The 19,041-nt window shown below is 60.3% G+C and carries 14 protein-coding genes and 1 pseudogene; 5 read left to right on the forward strand and 10 right to left on the reverse strand.

The features are described 5' to 3' along the window. Positions 1 to 14: 14 nt before the first annotated feature. The 4 genes and pseudogenes from BLR69_RS13100 to BLR69_RS31505 all read right to left on the reverse strand — a co-directional run. The gene (locus tag BLR69_RS13100) at positions 15 to 5,933 is read right to left on the reverse strand and encodes a DUF6543 domain-containing protein (protein ID WP_071493799.1); all 5,919 of its coding nucleotides are present in this window, start codon (positions 5,931 to 5,933) and stop codon (positions 15 to 17) included. 71 nt (positions 5,934 to 6,004) lie between these two features. Further along, positions 6,005 to 6,595, reverse strand: a complete 591-nt coding sequence (locus BLR69_RS13105; protein ID WP_071493800.1) for a tRNA-uridine aminocarboxypropyltransferase — start codon at positions 6,593 to 6,595, stop codon at positions 6,005 to 6,007. Between the two features lie 7 nt (positions 6,596 to 6,602). After that, positions 6,603 to 7,496, reverse strand: coding sequence for a LysR family transcriptional regulator (locus BLR69_RS13110; RefSeq protein WP_024076785.1), 894 nt, complete (start codon positions 7,494 to 7,496; stop codon positions 6,603 to 6,605). 8 nt (positions 7,497 to 7,504) lie between these two features. Further along, positions 7,505 to 7,633: pseudogene (locus BLR69_RS31505) on the reverse strand (outer membrane lipoprotein carrier protein LolA); the annotation flags it as partial. A 120-nt stretch (positions 7,634 to 7,753) separates the two neighbouring features. Here BLR69_RS31505 and speB point away from each other — a divergent pair. From speB to BLR69_RS13130, 4 genes are read left to right on the forward strand one after another with little or no spacing between them, the layout of a single operon-like run. Next, positions 7,754 to 8,704: an agmatinase gene (gene speB, locus BLR69_RS13115; protein ID WP_033900672.1), complete on the forward strand. Its 951-nt coding sequence runs from the start codon at positions 7,754 to 7,756 to the stop codon at positions 8,702 to 8,704. Beyond that, positions 8,704 to 9,126: a YybH family protein gene (locus BLR69_RS13120; protein WP_071493801.1), complete on the forward strand. Its 423-nt coding sequence runs from the start codon at positions 8,704 to 8,706 to the stop codon at positions 9,124 to 9,126. Before speB ends, BLR69_RS13120 begins: the two co-directional genes overlap by 1 nt. 21 nt (positions 9,127 to 9,147) lie before the next feature. After that, positions 9,148 to 10,659, forward strand: coding sequence for a purine-cytosine permease family protein (locus BLR69_RS13125; protein ID WP_071493802.1), 1,512 nt, complete (start codon positions 9,148 to 9,150; stop codon positions 10,657 to 10,659). Positions 10,660 to 10,694: 35 nt separating this feature from the next. Next, on the forward strand, positions 10,695 to 12,077 hold the full coding sequence (locus BLR69_RS13130; protein ID WP_071493803.1) for a sodium:solute symporter: 1,383 nt from the start codon (positions 10,695 to 10,697) through the stop codon (positions 12,075 to 12,077). A gap of 64 nt (positions 12,078 to 12,141) precedes the next feature. On the opposite strand, the gene BLR69_RS13135 is transcribed toward BLR69_RS13130, so the two are convergent. The 5 genes from BLR69_RS13135 to ptrR form a co-directional block, all read right to left on the reverse strand. After that, the gene (locus BLR69_RS13135; RefSeq protein WP_071493804.1) at positions 12,142 to 13,683 is read right to left on the reverse strand and encodes an amino acid dehydrogenase; all 1,542 of its coding nucleotides are present in this window, start codon (positions 13,681 to 13,683) and stop codon (positions 12,142 to 12,144) included. A 196-nt stretch (positions 13,684 to 13,879) separates the two neighbouring features. Then, the gene (locus BLR69_RS13140) at positions 13,880 to 14,263 is read right to left on the reverse strand and encodes a hypothetical protein (protein ID WP_071493805.1); all 384 of its coding nucleotides are present in this window, start codon (positions 14,261 to 14,263) and stop codon (positions 13,880 to 13,882) included. Continuing rightward, a complete protein-coding gene (locus BLR69_RS13145) occupies positions 14,260 to 14,862 on the reverse strand; it encodes a peptidoglycan recognition protein family protein (protein ID WP_071493806.1) in 603 nt (200 codons plus the stop codon). The genes BLR69_RS13140 and BLR69_RS13145 overlap by 4 nt, the downstream gene beginning before the upstream one ends. Before the next feature lie 232 nt (positions 14,863 to 15,094). Then, complete coding sequence (locus BLR69_RS31360) at positions 15,095 to 15,217, reverse strand: PA1414 family protein (protein ID WP_003193089.1); 123 nt, start codon at positions 15,215 to 15,217, stop codon at positions 15,095 to 15,097. Positions 15,218 to 15,359: 142 nt separating this feature from the next. Beyond that, positions 15,360 to 16,253 (reverse strand): putrescine utilization regulator PtrR, encoded by an 894-nt coding sequence (gene ptrR / locus BLR69_RS13150; protein ID WP_071493807.1) that lies wholly within the window; start codon positions 16,251 to 16,253, stop codon positions 15,360 to 15,362. A 104-nt stretch (positions 16,254 to 16,357) separates the two neighbouring features. On the opposite strand from ptrR, the gene BLR69_RS13155 reads away from it, so the two are divergent. Beyond that, positions 16,358 to 17,563, forward strand: a complete 1,206-nt coding sequence (locus tag BLR69_RS13155) for an MFS transporter (protein ID WP_071493808.1) — start codon at positions 16,358 to 16,360, stop codon at positions 17,561 to 17,563. Here BLR69_RS13155 and BLR69_RS13160 read toward each other — a convergent pair. Then, on the reverse strand, positions 17,475 to 18,917 hold the full coding sequence (locus BLR69_RS13160; protein WP_071493809.1) for an NCS1 family nucleobase:cation symporter-1: 1,443 nt from the start codon (positions 18,915 to 18,917) through the stop codon (positions 17,475 to 17,477). The genes BLR69_RS13155 and BLR69_RS13160 overlap by 89 nt on opposite strands. Positions 18,918 to 19,041 lie beyond the last annotated feature (124 nt).

Below are 19,041 nucleotides of genomic sequence, written 5' to 3' on the forward strand. Positions count from 1 at the left end.
AAGTATGGTGCTTATTACCCAATAGAATAAGTAGCCAGGAATGCGCTCCATTCTTCCTCGGTCAACTGGACAAACAGCGTTTCTTCTTCCTGATTCCTTGCCGCCGCTAGCCCGTTCACCTCCCGTAGATACTCACCTTCGCTGAGCGCCCCGCGTTCCTGCCTATCCATTGCATCATTCATCCGACTTTCATAACCGTGATAGTCAATCTTCTCGTTAAAGCGCCCTTGATACTTCTGTTTCAGAAAGGCTCTCCAGAGCGTCTCTTCCTCGTCCAGCAAGGGCGACGGCCACAAAGCCTGCGCCTCCTCCATCATCACTCTTTGATGCATAGCAGCGACCTCCGCAGGGCTGACGGTCAACTCTCTGTCCAGGCGTTCCTTCAACGGAAGTTGCAATTCCAATTCCCGAGCCAACAAAATTGCGAAAGCCAACATACGGTTGCCTGCCGCTCTGGGAGATTGGGACGGTAATACCTTCACCACTATCTCCGTGATAGTGTCCAGCCGCTTCAAGGTACGAAGACAGTGGATGAGAGACACACCCCGTTCATTGTCTGCACTAAAATACAGCTCGGTGGCTTGAAACCTGAGCTCCAAGCGGTTCAGCGCCAACACCCATCCATCTCTACCGTAGCCCCTTTCGTACAGTTGCTCGGCCATAACATCAGCCAGCGAACGGTTTAACTCCGCACGTTCGATCAATGACCAGACTCGCGCAGTCAGGTCTTCTCTAAAAGCCCGATAGCCGATCGACGTAAAATTGGGGTCATTACTCACACATGCCAACAATGAGAAAAAATTCTCGAATCTCGGTTGTGATTGCATGAAGCGCCAACGTTCGTGATGCGCAGTTACCTCTTGCAATGGCAGCACCGCCAGCCAACGGTCCGCCTGCGATAGGTGTTGTGGGCCGAGTCCAAAGTGGATATCTGATCGATCAGGCTGCTCGCGCATGCGGCGCATCATTTGCAGCGTTCCGTCCGACAGTGGATTTCCGCGCAGATTCATCGCACGACTGACATGGGGGAAAATAAACAGATCACTGCTGGTAAGTATGGATATACGGTTATCGCGAAGGTCGAACACTCTCAGGTTACGCAAGGTGACGGCACCCTGTGGAAGGTTCTCGAGTTGCGTATTCCGCATTTTCAATACACGCAAATGCTTCAGCGGATAAAGATTGAGCCGCTTGCCCAACCTAAGCGGGTTGTCGGACAAATCGAGGCTTGTCAGTTGAGTCCATTCGGATAGGGCGATCACGTCCCCCAAGTTGAACTTGAGCCGATTGTCAGCAAGATCCAGCTGTACCAGATAGGGTAAGTAATTCAAACCCGAGGGGAGGCGCTCCAGACGATTGCCACTGGCACACAGCCAGCGCACGTTCGGGAAGCACCTGAGGAAGTGAGTGGGCAAACTTGTCAGGTGATTATTCCTTAAACTCATCAATTGGACATGTGCCATAAGAGCCCCTAATGGCGGCAGGTCACTGACCTCCAAATCATCCAGATTGAGTTCGAAGTCCACGCCTCGTGTGGAGACTTCTTTACGCCAGCAGCGCCGAATCCGCTCAGCGACTTCATTTCGCCGGAGAGTGTCCGCTGCCTCTCCCTGACGACACCAGTGATCCAGCAGCCGATTCATACGCCCCCGCTCCCTGAACTTGAAGTCGATAGCCTCCTCACGCTGGGCCACGGAGTCACTGATATTCTCCAACATCTCGAAGACTTCCCGGTCCGTCATGGCAGGAAACAACTCGCGCATGCGGGCCACTTGTTGGCGGTCCACCGGCCCCAACTCGGTACCACCACTCAACGGATACCCCACACGCCCGTCTTCCAGGCGCTTTGACACGCCCGTTTCTGGTACACGCTGCATCTTGAGAATGGCCTGCATGCCCGGCCAGTCGCGACTAAGCCGGCTGCCCATCTCCGCCCTCAACTCAGCCACCCCGCCCATATGGGTGTAGCCCAACGTCTGTCGCTCGGCAGGCGGTAATGCACTGAGCAAGGCTTCCAGAAACGGCGCCCGAGCGCCCACAGCCTGCAAGCCGTCACCAGGCCGCGGGGAGTACGCTTGGTATTGGCCCACGGTCGGCTTCAACACTCGCCGTAGAGCCCCATCAGCAGGACCAACGCTGTCGATCATCCGATGGGCGTCCCAGACTTCGACTCGCAAATGGGCTGGCCATCCCTCACGGCGAGCCATCTCATGCAGCATCAACCGTGAGCTGTCATCATTCGCCAGTGGGGAAAGGTGCACGCCTTCCAAGGCGCGGCAGACGCGCAACCAGCGGGTCCACCAGCGCGCTTCTTGCAGCAGGGAGGCAGGTACCCGCCCCCCCCTCAAGCGCGTAAGCTCCGACGGCGCGGCATGCTGTACCCAGTCCTGTGCAATCCCCACCGTCAACCCAGGGAACTGACGCAGAATCAACTGAACCAGGGGGTCGTCGGACTGTTGATTCTTCAGACGCAGCACATCAAAAAACTGAGCATGCATCTGCAGTTTGTCCATATTCACCTTGGCCTCCAGCGCCGTGACCTGATCTTCACGTGCAGCGCCAGGCAGCCCTACCAACGCATCCGCGCTGTCGGGGGTTATTTCATCGAGCACCTGGACGATAAATTCCGAGCCCGTCTCCAGCCCTTGCTTGACCCGTTCAAAGATATTCAAGCGCTCGAACGTCTCCACCAAAAGCACCGGCGGCGGTTCGCTGCGCACATGCACCTTGCGCAGTATGTCCGGCGTCACCCCGCTGATCTGCTGAACCTGGTCGATGGCATCGGGGGTCAATGTGCGAAACCTGGGGCCCAGGCGGTAAAAGGGTTTATGCCCGTCCCAGGTCAGCGGGTTCTCCCATTCATGCCGCCACGCGCCCGCGCCGTTGTGGCTCAGCAGCGGCGCATACGCATCGTCCAGGGCCGGATGGCGGATGCGCCAGGCTCGGGTTCGATCCGCCTGGGTCACTTTGAAATATTGGCTATCGATGAACAAATAGCGGTCCGATTCCAGAGAGAACAACCCCAAGGCATCGGGCTCGGGTGCAATGCGCCTGGTGTCGACGTCACTCGCGTACTGCGCGATGTCGCGCAGTACCGGGTAAAACGTGCCTTGCGGTGCACGATTGCGCAGCATTGCCTGGGCCACTTGATGACGAAACCCAGTGATGGCCGCGGGCATATCGGCACCAAACCGGGCGCGATCGTGATCGGAGAGTTGGCTCAGCAGCACCCGGAAAAACCCATCCGCGCCGCCCTGCTGCACGCCGGCGCCCTGGCTGCCCGGATCATAGGGCGAAAACTCCCCATCACCATGGTCGAGGATCAACACGGCATGCTTGTCACGATCCAGGGGAACGTAGGTTGGAGGGCGAACAATCAGGTGCTTGCCGATAGCCCTCAACGCACTGCGGGCGAACGCCTGGACCCACGCCTGGGTCTGCTGGTCAAAGCTGCGGCGGTGGTAGATCCGGTCAATGAGCGCCTCGGCACGCGCCATCTGCGCGGCAACCTTGAGCGCGTCGTAGAGCTGCTCGGGTTGCTGCCGCACCTCGATCAAACGGGTTTGCTGTTCAAGCGACAGCGGATGCTGTTCCAGCACCTCCAGCAACCTGGGCAGGCTGACGTCGGGGTGCAATGCGCGCAGCACCTCGATCACATCGGGCACCGGATAGTCATGCCCAAGGCTGTCGGGCAGCCACTTGCGCACGAAGGCCGACGCGCGGTTAGCGGCCAAGCGATGGGTGTCGGCAAAGCGGGTCAAGGCTTCGAACAGATCGAACCGCGACGCCTGAGCCTGGGCCGCCAGTTGCAAACGGACCGCCTGTTCGCCGGCGGAAAAAATCGAGGGTAAAAGTTGTACCACCGCGTGGGACAGGTGCGCGGTGATGCGCTGCGGTGCAGAGTAGCCAAACTGGTGGTTATCCAGGGCGGTAACCGTGATCACGATCGTCGTCGGGCGGGTCGCATCCCTGCTGTAGCGCCGTAACTCTTGGCCCTGTGCACTCACGATCCTCAACGCCGTATCCACCGGCCACGCCGGCAGCTGGGTCAGCAACGGGCCCATGACTTCGAACGCCCCCATAGGCACTGGCCGGTTGGAATCGACCGAGTTGGCGGCCCAGTCAATCAGCCGGTCGGCGTTGAACCGATGCGCCGCCTCCACCAACGAGGCTGATGGACGTTCGCCTGCCCAGACACGCTCCAATTGTTCCCGTGAGGTACCGCTGGTTTCCAGAACGGCCTGCAGCTCATGCGCAGGCGCCTGGGAGGGCAGCAACATGCGCTCAAGCAACTGGGGGCTACTCAACCCCGCACTGTCCTTGATGCTGGCGGCGGGCATTTGCGAAAGGCGTTGATACAAGGCTTGATGGCGCCGCCGTACACTGAACGCCAGGCGGCTATGCAGCCGCCCGTTGATCAGCAGGTCGGCCAGGTCGGAAAAAGCCAGGACCAGTTCCCCAGCATGCCCCTCGAGCACACTGGAAATTCCGTTGAGCAACCCCTCACCGAGCGCCGCGAACAACGCGACTGCCCGTACACGCGCCAAACCCTTGAGCGGCCCGGGTACCGGCATCAGCAATAGCTCCAGCACCTCGCCGATCACGGTGCGAGCGATACCGGCAAGGGTCGGCAGAAATCCCGGTGTCTCGTTGGCCAGGCCCTTGAGGTTGGCGCGAATGCGCGCCAGGTGGAGATCGCCCAAGCTGACGGGCGGTGCTTTGGTCACGACTTTACGGGTATAGCCGGTCCGGTCCTCCAGGCGAGGCTCGAACACCTCAAGAAACAGATCCTGTAGTGCCTCGGCAAAAGGACTGAGCCCGGTTTCGCGGGTGGCGCCTCGTCTGAGTCTGGTCAAGCGCTCGCTGTCGGGCTGTGACATGACCACGTATAACCACGCCACCCAGCCCTTTCGGTAGAAAGCACTGAAGGCCACATAAAACTCCTGGCAGGCTTCCCGTTGGCTGTCGAAATGACGCAGGTCGCCCCCGCCCGGCCGACGGGGAAAGTAACTGAACGCGCCTTTGCAACCGTTAACGGAAAACACCAGGTGGGGGATGTTCAGGCTGTCCCCCGGCGGCTTGCTGAGTATTTGCCCGGTGTTGCCGATGAATTGAGGCACCCAACCGATGTTGTCCATGCCGTCGGGGATGAACAGCTGCATTTCCTCGCAGTGCCCCCACCCCTCGTCCTGCTCCAGTGCTTGCTTGATATGCCGGTATTTTTCCCGGTCGATTCGAGTGATGTTCGAGTCTTTCAGGGCTGCAATCAGGGCGAACTCAAGCTCAAGGCGCCCCAGGTTCACAATCGCCTGGCCCAACGGCTTACCCTTGTGCAGGTTATCGTCAAGCAGGGTTCTGAGTTGGCCGCCGAGATCGAGTTCGCGCACCAACGCGATGAAGTCCTCGGGGCTGAGGTCGATACTGAGCCTGCTGGACGTTGCCACGCCGTCATGGCCGGGGTAATCCCATCCGGTCAGCCCGTCATAGTTCATGCAGGCGGCGTCCCACAGCGAAAGCCGGACGACCTTGGGCTCATTGGCGTGGTCTGCCAGGTCGCGCCGATGGCGGCGAGGGCCATACGAATAGGTGGTGGTGATGTGCTGGGTTTTGGGATCAACGACTTGACCGGTGAGGTCTTTGAGCCCCGTTCGCAAACGCTCCAGGCTCTGGTGTTCAAACTGTGTGACGAATTGACGAATAGTACGCTCAACCTCCGCCTGGGCCTCGATCAAGGCCCGTTGCAGGCGAACATATTCGCGCTGGCCATCGTCATCCAACCCGGCCATGAACGCGGCGAACTTTTCATGCAGGGCGTCCACGGTTTGCAGGGTCGCCCACTCGTCGCCTGCGACCAAAGGCCCCAGCGCTCGCTGCTGCGCCATGAACTCAGCCAATGGGTCTGCCTGCTGTCGTGTCGCTATCGGCTCAATCATTTCACACTCCTTGAAATGATCAGCCTATCCACTACCCGTCGATGGCTCCGGTAGCTATGTAGCGCGTTGATTCAGCCATGGTTCTTCTCGAAGACCGCTGCGCCCATCGCTGCAATCTGCCCTTCGATCAGTGCATCGAACGGACGCAGCAATGGCTCGAAGGAGGTGGGGGCTTCCAACACTTGCAGGGCCTGTGCAATCGCCTCGATAGTGGACAATGCCCCCGGTCCGGGAGCCTTGCGCAGCCGATAGCGTGATACGGCGTCGCCCGCCAACGTCACCCGGGGCAACGCTGCCAGCATCGGGTTGAGGTGCAACAATTTGCGCGCCTTGCGCCAGGTGCCGTCAGGGACCACCAGCAACAGCAGCTGTTCGCCTGGCACATAGCTTTGGAGGGGTTGTGCATCGTCCGACGGAAACAACAGTCGCGCCTGATAACCGGGTGGGTTCAACAACGTCGGCAGATCCTCGAACACCTCCCCCACCACCAACTGCGCGTTGTTCAAGCCCAGCGCTGCCAGCCTCGCGGTGTTCAGCGCATGGTTGACCTCACTCGGGTGCTGCAACAGCAGCACGCGGGTGCGGCTGTCGAGGCTGGGGATCAGCGCGCACAGGCAATGGGTGACGGGCCGTAGGCAGCGGGAACATTGGGGTCTGGACATGGTGTTATCAGGCCTGGTTGAGCTGGGCTTTGAGTAGATCGCGGAAGGTCTGGATCAGCGGTTCACGGCTGCGACCACGGCGCATGATCATCGAAAACGGTGCCTGGTAGCCGAAGGTCGCCGGCAGCAACACGCGCAAATCGCCCTTGTCGGCCCAGGCCTGGGCATAGTGCTCGGGCAGGTAGCCGATGTAGGCGCCGGACAGCACCAGGATCAGCTGCGCCTCCATACTTTCCACCGTTGCCGCACTGTGCTTGAAGCCATGGCGCGCCAGTTCGGCCTGGCTCCAATAGCCGCGCCCGACCATGCGTTGCTGGGTGATGACTTGCTCGGGAATACGCCGCTCGTTGAAGAGAGGGTGACGGGTGCTGCAATACAGCCAGTGCTGCTCGCGGTACAGCGGCATGTAGACCAGCCCGCTCATGCGGTTGGAGAAGGCGCCGATTGCCAGGTCCAGGCGGTTGTCCTGCACGCCGAGTTGCAGCTCGTAGGGACTCATCACCGACAAGTGCAGGTGCACCGCCGGGTGCTCCAGGCTGTAGGCGCCGATGACTTCGGCGAATGGCAACGCCTTGTCGCTGACAGTGGAGTCGAGTACGCCCAATTTGAGCGTGCCGCGCAACTCGCCTTTCAACGCGGCGGCGTATTGCTCGAAGCCTTCCAGTTCACCGAGCAGGCGCAAGGTCTCCTGATGGAACAGCTCACCTTTGCTGGTCAGGCTGAACCCGCCGCGGCCTCGATGACACAGCACCAGGCCCAATGCCGATTCCAGCTGGCTCATATAGGTGCTGATGGCCGAGGTGGACAGGTTGAGTTCGTGCTGGGCATTGGCGAACCCCTGGTGGCGCACGACGCTGACGAAGATGCGCAGGAGTTTCAGGTCGGGCAAGGCGTTGGCCATGGGGCCTCCAAAAACGCTGTAACTGTAGGAGCGAGCTTGCTCGCGAAAAACCTGAGAGCGCCGCGTAAAACCAGATGCGCTGCGTCATCGTTGACGGTTTTCGCGAGCAAGCTCGCTCCTACAAAGGTCGGGGGCAGTTTACCCCAGGCATTAGTTTAGAAAAATCTGAACTAAGTATTTGCCCCTACCGATTCTTTCGTTTCCCGGTATTTCGCAGAATCAGGCCCTAATAAACAAAACAACGATGAGGCACTCCCGTGGACAAGATTTTCCACCAACCACTGGGCGGCAACGAAATGCCGCGCTTTGCCGGCATCGCCACCATGATGCGACTTCCCCACCTGCAAACAGCCAAGGGCCTCGACGCCGCCTTCATCGGCGTGCCCCTGGACATCGGCACCTCGCTACGCGCCGGCACCCGCTTCGGGCCGCGTGAAATCCGCGCCGAATCCGTGATGATCCGCCCCTACAACATGGCCACCGGCGCTGCACCGTTCGACTCGCTGTCGGTGGCAGACATCGGCGACGTGGCGATCAACACCTTCAACCTGCTCGACGCCGTGCGCATCATCGAAGAAGCCTACGACGAGATCCTCGAACACGACGTGATCCCGATGACCCTGGGTGGCGACCACACCATCACCCTGCCGATCCTGCGGGCGATCCACAAGAAACACGGCAAGGTCGGGCTGGTGCATATCGATGCCCACGCCGATGTGAACGACCATATGTTCGGCGAGAAAATCGCCCACGGCACCACCTTCCGCCGCGCTGTGGAAGAAGGCCTGCTGGACTGCGACCGCGTGGTGCAGATCGGCCTGCGCGCCCAAGGCTACACCGCCGAAGACTTCAACTGGAGCCGCAAGCAGGGTTTCCGCGTGGTCCAGGCCGAAGAATGCTGGCACCACTCCCTCGCGCCGCTGATGGCCGAAGTGCGTGAGAAAGTCGGTGGCGGCCCGGTGTACCTGAGCTTTGACATCGACGGTATCGACCCGGCCTGGGCACCGGGCACCGGCACCCCGGAAATCGGCGGGCTGACCACCATCCAGGCAATCGAGATCATCCGTGGCTGCCAGGGCCTCGACCTGATTGGTTGTGACCTGGTAGAAGTTTCGCCACCCTACGACACCACCGGCAACACCTCACTGCTGGGCGCCAACCTGCTGTACGAGATGCTCTGCGTACTGCCGGGCGTGGCGCACCGCTGATGAGCACCCGCGAAGTGCTGCAAGCCGCCGCCGAACTGGTGGCGGCCTTCGCCCGCAATGACCGCGCCGCCTACTTCGGCGCGTTCACGGCGGATGCCAGCTTTGTGTTCCACACCCTCCCCCAGCCGCTGCTCAGCCGCGATGCCTACCAGGCGTTGTGGGACAGCTGGCGCCGGGATGAGGGGTTCGAGGTGCTGTCCTGCTCCTCGAGCAACGCCGTGGTCAGCCTGCAAGGCGACGTGGCGATTTTTATGCATGACGTGGCCACCGAGCTGCGCATGAACGGGGAGCAATTCTTTAGCCAGGAACGCGAGACCATTGTCTTCACACGGCAAGGATCTCGCACAGAACAAGAAGAAGGCCTGTGGCTGGCCTGTCACGAACATTTGTCCGCTATGCCGGAAGGGCTGCCGCCCCCTTAGCCAATGTGATCGGAGCAGATCATGAATAATAAAAACAACGATAAAAGTATTCGAAAGATAGAAACCAACGGGGTCGAGCAGATCCCGGACCACGAACGTACCGCCGGGCCCAAGGATCTGTTCCGACTGATCTTCGGCGGTGCCAATACCTTTGCCACCGCCGTGCTGGGCTCCTTCCCCGTGCTGTTCGGCCTGTCATTCCAGGCCGGCGTCTGGGCGATTGTGCTGGGTGTGCTGGTGGGCGCGCTGATCCTGGCGCCCATGGGCCTGTTCGGGCCGATCAATGGCACCAACAACGCCGTGTCTTCCGGTGCGCACTTTGGTGTGCACGGGCGGATCGTCGGCTCGTTTCTGTCGCTGCTGACCGCGATTGCCTTCTTCTCACTGTCGGTGTGGAGTTCGGGTGATGCGCTGGTGGGCGGTGCGAAACGCCTGATCGGCCTGCCGGAAACCGACCTGACCCTGGGCCTGGCCTACGGGGTGTTCGCCATTCTGGTGCTGACCGTGTGCATCTACGGTTTTCGCTTCATGCTGTGGGTCAACCGCATTGCGGTGTGGGCGGCGAGCCTGTTGTTCCTGTTGGGCATCTTCGCCTTCGCGCCCGCCTTCGACAGCCATTTCGCCGGCACCGTCGCGCTGGGCCAGACCGGTTTCTGGGCCGCCTTCATCGGCGCTGCACTGGTGGCCATGAGCAACCCGATTTCCTTCGGGGCGTTCCTCGGCGACTGGTCGCGCTATATCCCGCGTGAGACGCCGAAAATGCGCATCATGCTGGCGGTGATTCTGGCGCAAATCGCGACGCTGATCCCGTTCCTGTTCGGCCTGGCCACCGCGACCATCGTAGCGATCAAGGCACCGGACTACATCGCGGCGAATAACTACGTCGGCGGTTTGCTGGCGGTGGCACCGACCTGGTTCTTCCTGCCGGTGTGCCTGATCGCGGTGATCGGCGGCATGTCCACCGGCACCACCTCGCTGTATGGCACCGGGTTGGACATGTCCAGCGTGTTCCCGCGCCTGTTGTCGCGGGTCAAGGCCACCTTGCTGATTGGGGTAATGTCGATTGCCTTCATCTTTATCGGACGTTTCGCCGCCAACCTGGTGCAGAGCGTGTCGACCTTCGCCGTGCTGATCATCACCTGCACCACGCCGTGGATGGTGATGATGATCATCGGCCTGATCGTGCGTCGCGGCTTCTACTGCCCGGATGACCTGCAGGTATTCACCCGTGGAGAAACCGGCGGTCGCTACTGGTTCAGCCATGGTTGGAACTGGCGCGGGCTGGGCGCGTGGATTCCGAGTGCGCTGGTGGGCCTGTGCTTCGTCAACCTGCCGGGGCAGTTTGTCGGGCCACTGGGCAACCTGGCCGACGGCATCGATATCAGCCTGCCGGTGACGCTGGGGCTGGCGTCGGTGGTGTACCTGACTTTGCTACGCATGTTCCCGGAACCGGCGGCCGTCTACGGGCCCGCCGACCCTCGCAGCAAGCGCACGGATGCGCGCGTTAAACCGGCGCTGCAACCAGCCGCCTGATCGCCCATAAGAACGATAATCGGAGAACCGCCGTCATGGCTTTGGATTTATTCGTCGTACTCATCTACGCCGCCGGCATGCTCGTGCTCGGCTACTACGGCATGCGCCGCGCCAAGACCCACGAAGACTACCTGGTGGCCGGGCGCAACCTGGGCCCGTCGCTGTACATGGGCACCATGGCCGCCACCGTATTGGGCGGTGCGTCCACCGTCGGCACCGTGCGCCTGGGTTATGTGCATGGCATTTCCGGCTTCTGGCTGTGTGCCGCGCTGGGGATGGGCATCATTGCGTTGAACCTGTTCCTGGCCAAGCCGCTGCTGAAGCTGAAGATCTTCACCGTGACCCAAGTCCTGGAAAAACGCTACAACCCCATGGCCCGCCAGGCCAGTGCGGTGATCATGCTGGCCTACGCGCTGATGATCGGCGTGACATCAATCCTGGCCATCGGCACCGTGTTGCAGGTGCTGTTCGGCCTGCCGTTCTGGATCTCGGTGCTGCTCGGCGGTGGCGTGGTGGTGGTGTACTCGACCATCGGCGGCATGTGGTCGCTGACCCTGACCGACATCGTGCAGTTCGTGATCAAGACTGTCGGCCTGATGTTTATCCTGCTGCCGATCTGCCTGTACCGCGTCGGCGGCTGGGACGAGTTGGTCGCCAAGCTGCCGGCGTCGAGCTTCAGCTTCACCGCCATCGGCTGGGACACGATCATCACCTACTTCATGATCTACTTCTTCGGCATCCTGATCGGCCAGGACATCTGGCAGCGGGTGTTCACCGCCCGTGACGAAAAGGTCGCCAAGTACGCGGGCACCTTCGCCGGTTTCTACTGCATCCTCTACGGCCTGGCCTGTGCGCTGATCGGCATGGCCGCGCACGTGCTGATTCCGGACCTGGACAACGTCAACAATGCGTTTGCCGCTATCGTCAAAGCCTCACTGCCAGACGGCATCCGTGGCCTGGTGATTGCCGCTGCACTGGCCGCGATGATGTCCACCGCCAGCGCCGGTTTACTCGCCGCTTCCACCGTATTGACCGAAGACCTGCTGCCGCGCCTGCGTGGCGGCAAACAGTCGAGCCTGGCCGTCAACCGCCTGTTCACGATGCTGACCGGCATTGCCGTGCTGGGCATCGCCCTGGTGGTGAGCGATGTGATCAGCGCCCTGACCTTGGCCTACAACCTGCTGGTGGGCGGCATGTTGATCCCGCTGATCGGTGCGATCTTCTGGAAGCGTGCCACCACCTCCGGCGCGATCACCTCCATGACCCTGGGCTTTGTCACGGCGCTGGTGTTCATGATCAAGGATGGGCTGGATGCGAACACACCGATCTACTACAGCCTGGCGGTGGGGCTGGTGAGCTTTGTGGTGGTGAGCTTGTTGTCGCGTCGGCCAGAAGGTGTAGCGGCCAGCGCGGTTTGAGAGACAGCGGGTTTTAGAGGGGTTTCTTCAGCGGGCGCGACGTCGGATGTCGCGCCCGTTTTTTTCATTCAACCGCCAGGTTCTGGTTTGCCTGGATGATCTCCTGGACCAGGGAGGCCCATAACAGTCCTTGGATTGTGCCGCCGGCGTAGGTGCCTCCGGCTGCTACTTGGTGATGGGCGCAACAGTGAACTATCGAAGTTCCGCCCTCCTCACTGGCTATAACCACGAAGTGCCCCCTGCTCCGCTCGGCGATCTGAACCCGACTCAGAAACTGTGACGGAAACCGAACCCCGGAGCCTCTCAAAAGCGCCTTGATCTCCCTCTTTAAATGGATAAGTTCCAGGCCGTAGCCCGAAACCTCAACATCCCGAGCCAGCGCGAATCGTGTCAGCGTTGGATTGTCAGCCAGAAACCTTTCAAACAGCTCGATACCTGCACGATTGCATTCAACGGCCAAATACAGATCGGCATAACCGGTGCCATCGCTCTTCTGATCTCCCCCATACACGGTGACCTGATAATTCGCCAACCGGAGCATCACGGCCTGGAACAGGCCATTGATGCCTCTGCCGATAATCGACACACGCGGCGCACTGGAATCTACCGGCAGAGAAGGGAGCGTCAATGATTGTGCAAGTTTACGCCTCACCAGACCGCGCAAGGCCATCAAACTCAGCTGTATTGAAACGGCATAGTCAAGGTCGCGCTGGCAGGCCTCGGTGGTTGATGCCTGGGTAGTGAGCGTCGCAGGCCTGTACCAGGTGGAGACCTCGCAGCCGAGCGTCTGCGTGCGTTGCCGGAACGCATCCAATGTCGCTGGCCCATAGTCCAATACCAGCTGCATATTTTCAGCCTCGGCCAGGGCATGCAACGCACCGTCGCTAAAGACATCCGGCTTGGCGACACAGATCAGGCGGGCTTGTCGGTGCAGGCACTGAATAAGAGCCCGATCAAGGCGATGAACGGACTCGTCATTGAGGGATACGCACACTGCCACAGCAGCGGCGCCCTCCAAGGCCTCGAACCAGTCCACGACAAATGACACTCGACTGTCGGAAGCGGCATTCCCGAGAGTATCCGGCGCTCGACCTGGCCGGACCAACACTCTGATCCGAACATCGGGATCTCGATCAAGCAACAGGTTGACCAGCTCTTTCCCCACATTACCGTATCCCAGTACGCGCACGTCCCGGGGGATGGAACCATCCGCCAGTCTCAGCCAACGCAGGATGTAGGCGGCCACATGCGGCGCGTTCACCCCTGGGGTGTTGAGTACTTGAATGGCGTGGGATTCACACAGGTCCAGTCGTATCTTGTCCAGGCTCGTCCCTCTGCGGATCAAACAGAGGTTTCCAAAAGGGTGGGAGGTACGCCATTGCTCCAGGACATCCGCATCGATGGGTTGGTCTCCAACAATGATGGTTGTTGGACGCAGGAGCGCGATCTGTATGAGCAGCGCCTGCCTGGTCAATGCCGGGGAAAGAAACACGACGTTTCTGGGCGCGTCGGCCCTCCAGCCTTTCGACACAGGCGCAGCCTGTAAAACACAGTCGGTGGTGGTGATGAGTGACGCGGCGACCGGAGGAACTGAAGAGAGCAACATAGCTTTGTCTCCAACAACTCTGACTGACACCTCGAAAAGAGGCACTCAATAAAACGTTGGGGCGCTATGAAGAGGCGCTTGAGTTTCAAGCTATGGGTATTTCTAGAATTAGATAAGCCAGCTGATTCCGACTGACAGGTAGTCCGATTCCGACAATCGAACGCCAAGGGCTGACCGGCAGACCCACAGCGCTTGCTCACTCCTCCCCGCTGCTGAGACCTTTAAACAAATCAACACAATCCTTACAGCCGAAATATTGCTCGACTGCCGGGCATTCGATCTCCCCTGTCGCCCCCGCCCTCACCCGCCACACACACGCCTTGCCATGATATTTCAGTGTGCCTTCAAGGTAACAAGGCGCCCATTCGTACTCGTCATGCAGCGTGCCTCCATCAATGGGCTCAGCACGCTTGAAAAAGGACGCGACCTGTCGCTCATCCAGCGCAACGTCACTGGGTCGACAGCGTTCCGGCTCTTCGGAGTGAAAGCCCAAAAGGGCAATTTCGTCGATATCGGGAGGGGAAGTCGTGCATCCGGCGAGGAATACCCACACGCCAAGTGCCCATCGGCGCAGACTCATTGCCACACCGCACTGCTGGCTTCGCCGGGGTGTTTGTAAGAGATTTGCGGATGCCTGTAGACGTCCTCCGGCGTCAGGCGGAAATGACCATATAACTCCCCCACCAGCCATCGCAGAGATTGATTCTGCATCGCGGTCACCTCCTCATAACGTGCAGCATCCAGATGCTTGCCGACCAATTCGATGCCCAGGGAGTCCGCATTCATCGGGAATCGCTCAGGATAGCCCTTGGTGCGTTCATACCGATCCAGCGCGCGGATCTGCAAGGTCCAGGTGAGTGCTTGAATAGCTCGGATTCGGGCGGGGTCGCACGTTGCCTTGTCCGTTGCCATGCACTTGGAACGCAAGTAGCGGCCAACGTGATAACAGCGTTTCTTGAGGCTGGCCGTCTGGTAGATCACACCATTTTTCTCGATGAGAAAGTGTGCTCCGTTGCCCTTGGCAAGGTAGGCATTAAAGGTGTGCGGGGCGGTCGGGGCATCTGTCTGGTGAACCACCAGCGCGCTCACGCTGCGCAAATCCCCGTGCTCGATCGATTGAAACCGACGGAGTTCGACTCTGTCGGCAATCAACATCCCTTCGCTATCAATACTCGACATACCACTGCCCATTCATCCATGTGAAGGCAAAAATATAGAAGGACAAACGGGGAAAAGGGCATGGATGACGGGATAAAAAGAAGGCTCTGACGATGACACGTGCCTCGTCAGATAATTGGGCACACTACCCAATGAACGGGAATACAGTCTGATTACAGGGAACCGAACACGCCCTGAAGAACAACCCAGCCATGAGCGCCCGCGCGATTCAATCGCGTGAGCGCTTCAGGACTTACCTGCGACGTGGACGACGCTGCTCGTCATCTGTGCGAATCGGTACCGGCTGCAGCGGAGGCTCGATCAAGCCCAGTGCAACACCCAGGTCATGGAGCCAGTTTTGAATTTTCTCTTTCATGGTTGCCCCCTTTAAGGGTAATGCGAGTAGGCGCAAGTTCTGTCGCCCTTTCCTACAGTGATAGTAGCCCTAAGTCCTACGTATTGCTTGAACGAAAACACAACGAACTATTACTGAATTCATCAAAATCCTGACGGATCGCTCAAGCAATGGCGCGTGTGTCTTGCACAACCGCAGCCTTGTCGGCTTGCTGCAAGTCGATCCATGCGTTGAGGTTAGCGCCGAGCATACCCTTTCGCCACATCAGCCAGGTGGTCGCAGTGGCAAAAGGCCCTATCAGCGGATGAACGGACACACTGTCCTTGCCGGGCAGGCTGTCGAGCATCGATTCGGACATCAGCGCCACACCCGATCCGGCGATCACGCAGGCGAGCATGCCCTGGTAGGACTCGATCTCGATCGCCCGGCCCATGGCCACGCGCTCGTGGGAAAACCAGGTCTCCAGGCGGGTGCGGTAGGCGCAGCTGCGACGGAAGGTGAACACTGAGCGCCCAGCGACATCCTGGGGGCCACGTACGGGAGGGTGGTCGGCCTCGCAAATCAGCACCAGGCGCTCTTCGCACAGTGCGATGCCGTCCAGGGAGGCGATGGTGATGGGACCGTCCACAAAGGCCGCATCCAGGCGACCGGTGATCAACCCTTCGAGCAACTCCCCGCTGGGCGCCGATTGCACCTGAAGGTTCACCATCGGATAAGCCTTGTGATAGCCCGCCAACAACTTCGGCAAATGCACCGCGGCCGTGCTGTACATGCTGCCCAATACAAAATCGCCAGCCGGTTGCCCACCTTGCACGGCACCGTGGGCCTCGTCATGCAGGGCCAGCAGACGGGTGCTGTAGTCCAGCAGCACCTTGCCCGCAGGAGAAAGCTGCAAGCGTTGGCGTTCACGCACGAACAGCTCTACACCAAGCTGCTCCTCCATTTGCTTGAGGCGCGTCGACAGATTCGACGGCACCCGATGCAAGCGGTCAGCCGCACGGGTAATGGAGCCCTCTTCCGCCACGGCCTGGAAAATGCGCAATTGACTGAACTCCATGACTTTCTCCAAAACTGAACAAGTTACTCACTATTATTCAATTTTACAGAAAGTCAATCCGTCTTAGCCTGAAGGTATTCGCTTACCCGCAGGAAACCTGACCTATGTCTCCCTTGATTCGCTTAACAGCCAGCTTTGTCGCCCTGATGATGGCGATGGGCATTGGCCGCTTCGCCCTCACCCCGCAAATGCCCCACCTGCTCAGTGAAGGGCAGATCGACTTGACCGGCGCCGGCCTGATCGCCGCCGCCAATTACCTGGGCTACTTCGTGGGCGCGGTGGATTCGATCTTCGCGCGCAGCCATCACCACGTGCGTGGCCGTTTGTATGGCGGGTTGTGGCTGTGCGTGCTGCTGACCCTGGCGTCGTACTGGGCCCATGGTTTCTGGCCGCATCTGTTGCTGCGCTTTGGCACCGGTGTCGCGAGTGCCTGGGCGCTGGTGATGATCACCAGCCTGAGCCAGCCGCTGGCGATGGCCGCCGGGCGTCCACGCCTGGGTGCCTTGGTGTTCGCAGGGCCGGGGCTGGGGATTCTATTGACCGGCCTGCTGGCGCTGGGCTCGAACCTGCTGGGGCAAAGCTCGGCAACGTTATGGCTGGTGTACGGCGCGGTGGCGCTGGTGATGTTACTGGCGATTCTGCCGTTTCTGCCCAAGCCGTCTGCCGCCGCCCCCCTGACCGGCCACTCCGACGCAGGCAGCAACGGCAGCATCGCGCACTTGTGCTGGATCTACGTGTTGTACGGCCTGGGCTACATCATCCCGGCAACGTTTCTGTCGCAGATGGCCAGCGCACAGTTCAAGGGCGTCTGGCAGGCTGACCTGTTCTGGCCGTGCTTCGGCCTGGCGGCCGCGATCGGTGTGGTGGTGGCGACCCTGCGCCGCAAGGACCCGAACACCACGCGCCGCTGGCTGATGGCCACGCTCTGGCTGCAAGCGGCGGGGGTGTTTGCCTGCTTGCTGGGCAACGGCTGGGGCCTGGCACTGGGGGTCCTGCTGTGTGGTGGGCCGTTCCTGGCCTGCATGCAGTTGGTGATGGCCCGGCTGCGGGAAGTCGCGCCCCATGGCTACCAGCGCAGCACCGGGCTGTTGACCGCCAGCTTTGCCATCGGCCAATTGAGCGGGCCGTTGCTGGCGTCGGTCAGCAGCCACTTGAGCGGTGGCCTGCAACCGGCGTTGGTGGTCGCTGGAGCAGGCTTGTTGGTAGCGGGCTCGGTGCTGATCAACCGGCAACCAGCGGCGCAGGCACACGCACCTGTTCACGCCGCGCCAACACCAGGAAAAACAGCCCACCCAGGAAGCACCCGGTAAACCAGGCAAAGTTGGCCATGCCCTGCAAGGCCGGGGTGAAGGTGATCGCGACGCCCACCAGCGTCGCAGGCACCAACGCCTTGACCGCTGTCCAGTTCACCCCGCCGTCGAAGTAATAGCGCCCGTTCGGGCTGTCATCGAACAGGGCGTCCACGTCGATCTGCTGTTTTTTGATCAGGTAGAAATCCACCAGCAGGATCCCGAACAACGGGCCGATAAACGCCGCGAGGATATCCAGGGTGTAGTGGATCATCAGCGGGTTATTGAACAGGTTCCACGGGGTGATGAAGATCGAGGCCACGGCAGCGATCATCCCGCCGGCGCGCCAGCTGATCTTGCTCGGCGCGACGTTGGCGAAGTCAAACGCCGGCGAGACGAAGTTGGCGACGATGTTGATACCGATGGTCGCGGTGACGAAGGCAAAGGCACCGAGCAATACGGCCATGCTGTTGTCGATGCGCGACACGGTGGCGATCGGGTCATGCAGCATTTCGCCAAACACCGGCAAGGTGCCCGAGACAATCACCACGGTCACCAGGGAAAACGCCAGGAAATTCACCGGTAGCCCCCAGAAGTTGCCGCGTCGCACGTCCTGCATGCTGCGGCAGTAACGGCTGAAATCGCCGAAATTCAAGGTAGGGCCGGAGAAGTACGACACCACCAGCGCCGTCGCCACAATCACCTGGCCAAATGCCTGCCAGCCCGACAGGGATTTTTCCGCCAGGGTAAAGCTGATGTTCGACCAGCCGGCCTTCCACACGATCCAACCCGCCAGTACAAACATGACCGCGTATACCACCGGCCCTGCCCAATCGATAAAACGGCGGATGGACTCCATGCCCGCCCAGAACACCGCCGCCTGCAACACCCACAGGCTGAGGAAACCAAACCAGCCAAGGTAGGACAGGCCTGCAAAATGCGGTTCTGCATACACCGCCATCTGTGGGAAGAAGCGCAGCACCACGATGATCAAGGCACTCGACGCCAGGTACGTCTGAATCCCGTACCAGGCCACGGCGATGAGACCACGAATCACCGCCGGAATATTCGCGCCGAACACCCCAAACGCCAGGCGGCAGATCACCGGATAAGGCACCGCAGCCTGCTGGCTCGGCTTGGCCACCAGGTTGGCGATCAACTGCACGATGCAAATGCCCGCGAGCAACGCGATCAACACCTGCCAACTGGCCAGGCCCAGGGCGAACAGGCTGGCGGCGAACACATAGCCGCCGACGCTGTGCACGTCGCTCATCCAGAATGCGAAGATGTTGTACCAGGTCCACTTCTGCGGCAGCGGGCCCAAGTCCTGGTTATATAGGCGCGGGCTGTAGCCTTTGGGCAATTGTTCGGTCATCGCTGGGCTCCTCGAAATACCGGCCTGCGCTTCCGTCGCGGGGTGCATACGGGAGGCGGCATGGTTTGTATACGAGAGAGTCAGCAGAATGCGTGCCAATTGAACGCAATCCCGCTGGCACGGC

The sequence above is a fragment of the Pseudomonas azotoformans genome, from assembly GCF_900103345.1.
Classification (GTDB): Bacteria; Pseudomonadota; Gammaproteobacteria; order Pseudomonadales; family Pseudomonadaceae; genus Aquipseudomonas; species Aquipseudomonas azotoformans.

What these genes read in the sequence shown, in the direction of transcription:
- BLR69_RS13145 (WP_071493806.1), bottom strand. Translation starts at nt 14,862, where the DNA reads ATGTCGAGTATTGATAGCGAAGGGATGTTGATTGCCGACAGAGTCGAA.
- BLR69_RS13120 (WP_071493801.1), top strand. Translation starts at nt 8,704, where the DNA reads ATGAGCACCCGCGAAGTGCTGCAAGCCGCCGCCGAACTGGTGGCGGCC.
- BLR69_RS13135 (WP_071493804.1), bottom strand. Translation starts at nt 13,683, where the DNA reads ATGTTGCTCTCTTCAGTTCCTCCGGTCGCCGCGTCACTCATCACCACC.
- ptrR (WP_071493807.1), bottom strand. Translation starts at nt 16,253, where the DNA reads ATGGAGTTCAGTCAATTGCGCATTTTCCAGGCCGTGGCGGAAGAGGGC.
- BLR69_RS13100 (WP_071493799.1), bottom strand. Translation starts at nt 5,933, where the DNA reads ATGATTGAGCCGATAGCGACACGACAGCAGGCAGACCCATTGGCTGAG.
- BLR69_RS13130 (WP_071493803.1), top strand. Translation starts at nt 10,695, where the DNA reads ATGGCTTTGGATTTATTCGTCGTACTCATCTACGCCGCCGGCATGCTC.
- BLR69_RS13105 (WP_071493800.1), bottom strand. Translation starts at nt 6,595, where the DNA reads ATGTCCAGACCCCAATGTTCCCGCTGCCTACGGCCCGTCACCCATTGC.
- BLR69_RS13140 (WP_071493805.1), bottom strand. Translation starts at nt 14,263, where the DNA reads ATGAGTCTGCGCCGATGGGCACTTGGCGTGTGGGTATTCCTCGCCGGA.
- BLR69_RS13125 (WP_071493802.1), top strand. Translation starts at nt 9,148, where the DNA reads ATGAATAATAAAAACAACGATAAAAGTATTCGAAAGATAGAAACCAAC.
- BLR69_RS31360 (WP_003193089.1), bottom strand. Translation starts at nt 15,217, where the DNA reads ATGAAAGAGAAAATTCAAAACTGGCTCCATGACCTGGGTGTTGCACTG.
- BLR69_RS13110 (WP_024076785.1), bottom strand. Translation starts at nt 7,496, where the DNA reads ATGGCCAACGCCTTGCCCGACCTGAAACTCCTGCGCATCTTCGTCAGC.
- BLR69_RS13155 (WP_071493808.1), top strand. Translation starts at nt 16,358, where the DNA reads ATGTCTCCCTTGATTCGCTTAACAGCCAGCTTTGTCGCCCTGATGATG.
- BLR69_RS13160 (WP_071493809.1), bottom strand. Translation starts at nt 18,917, where the DNA reads ATGACCGAACAATTGCCCAAAGGCTACAGCCCGCGCCTATATAACCAG.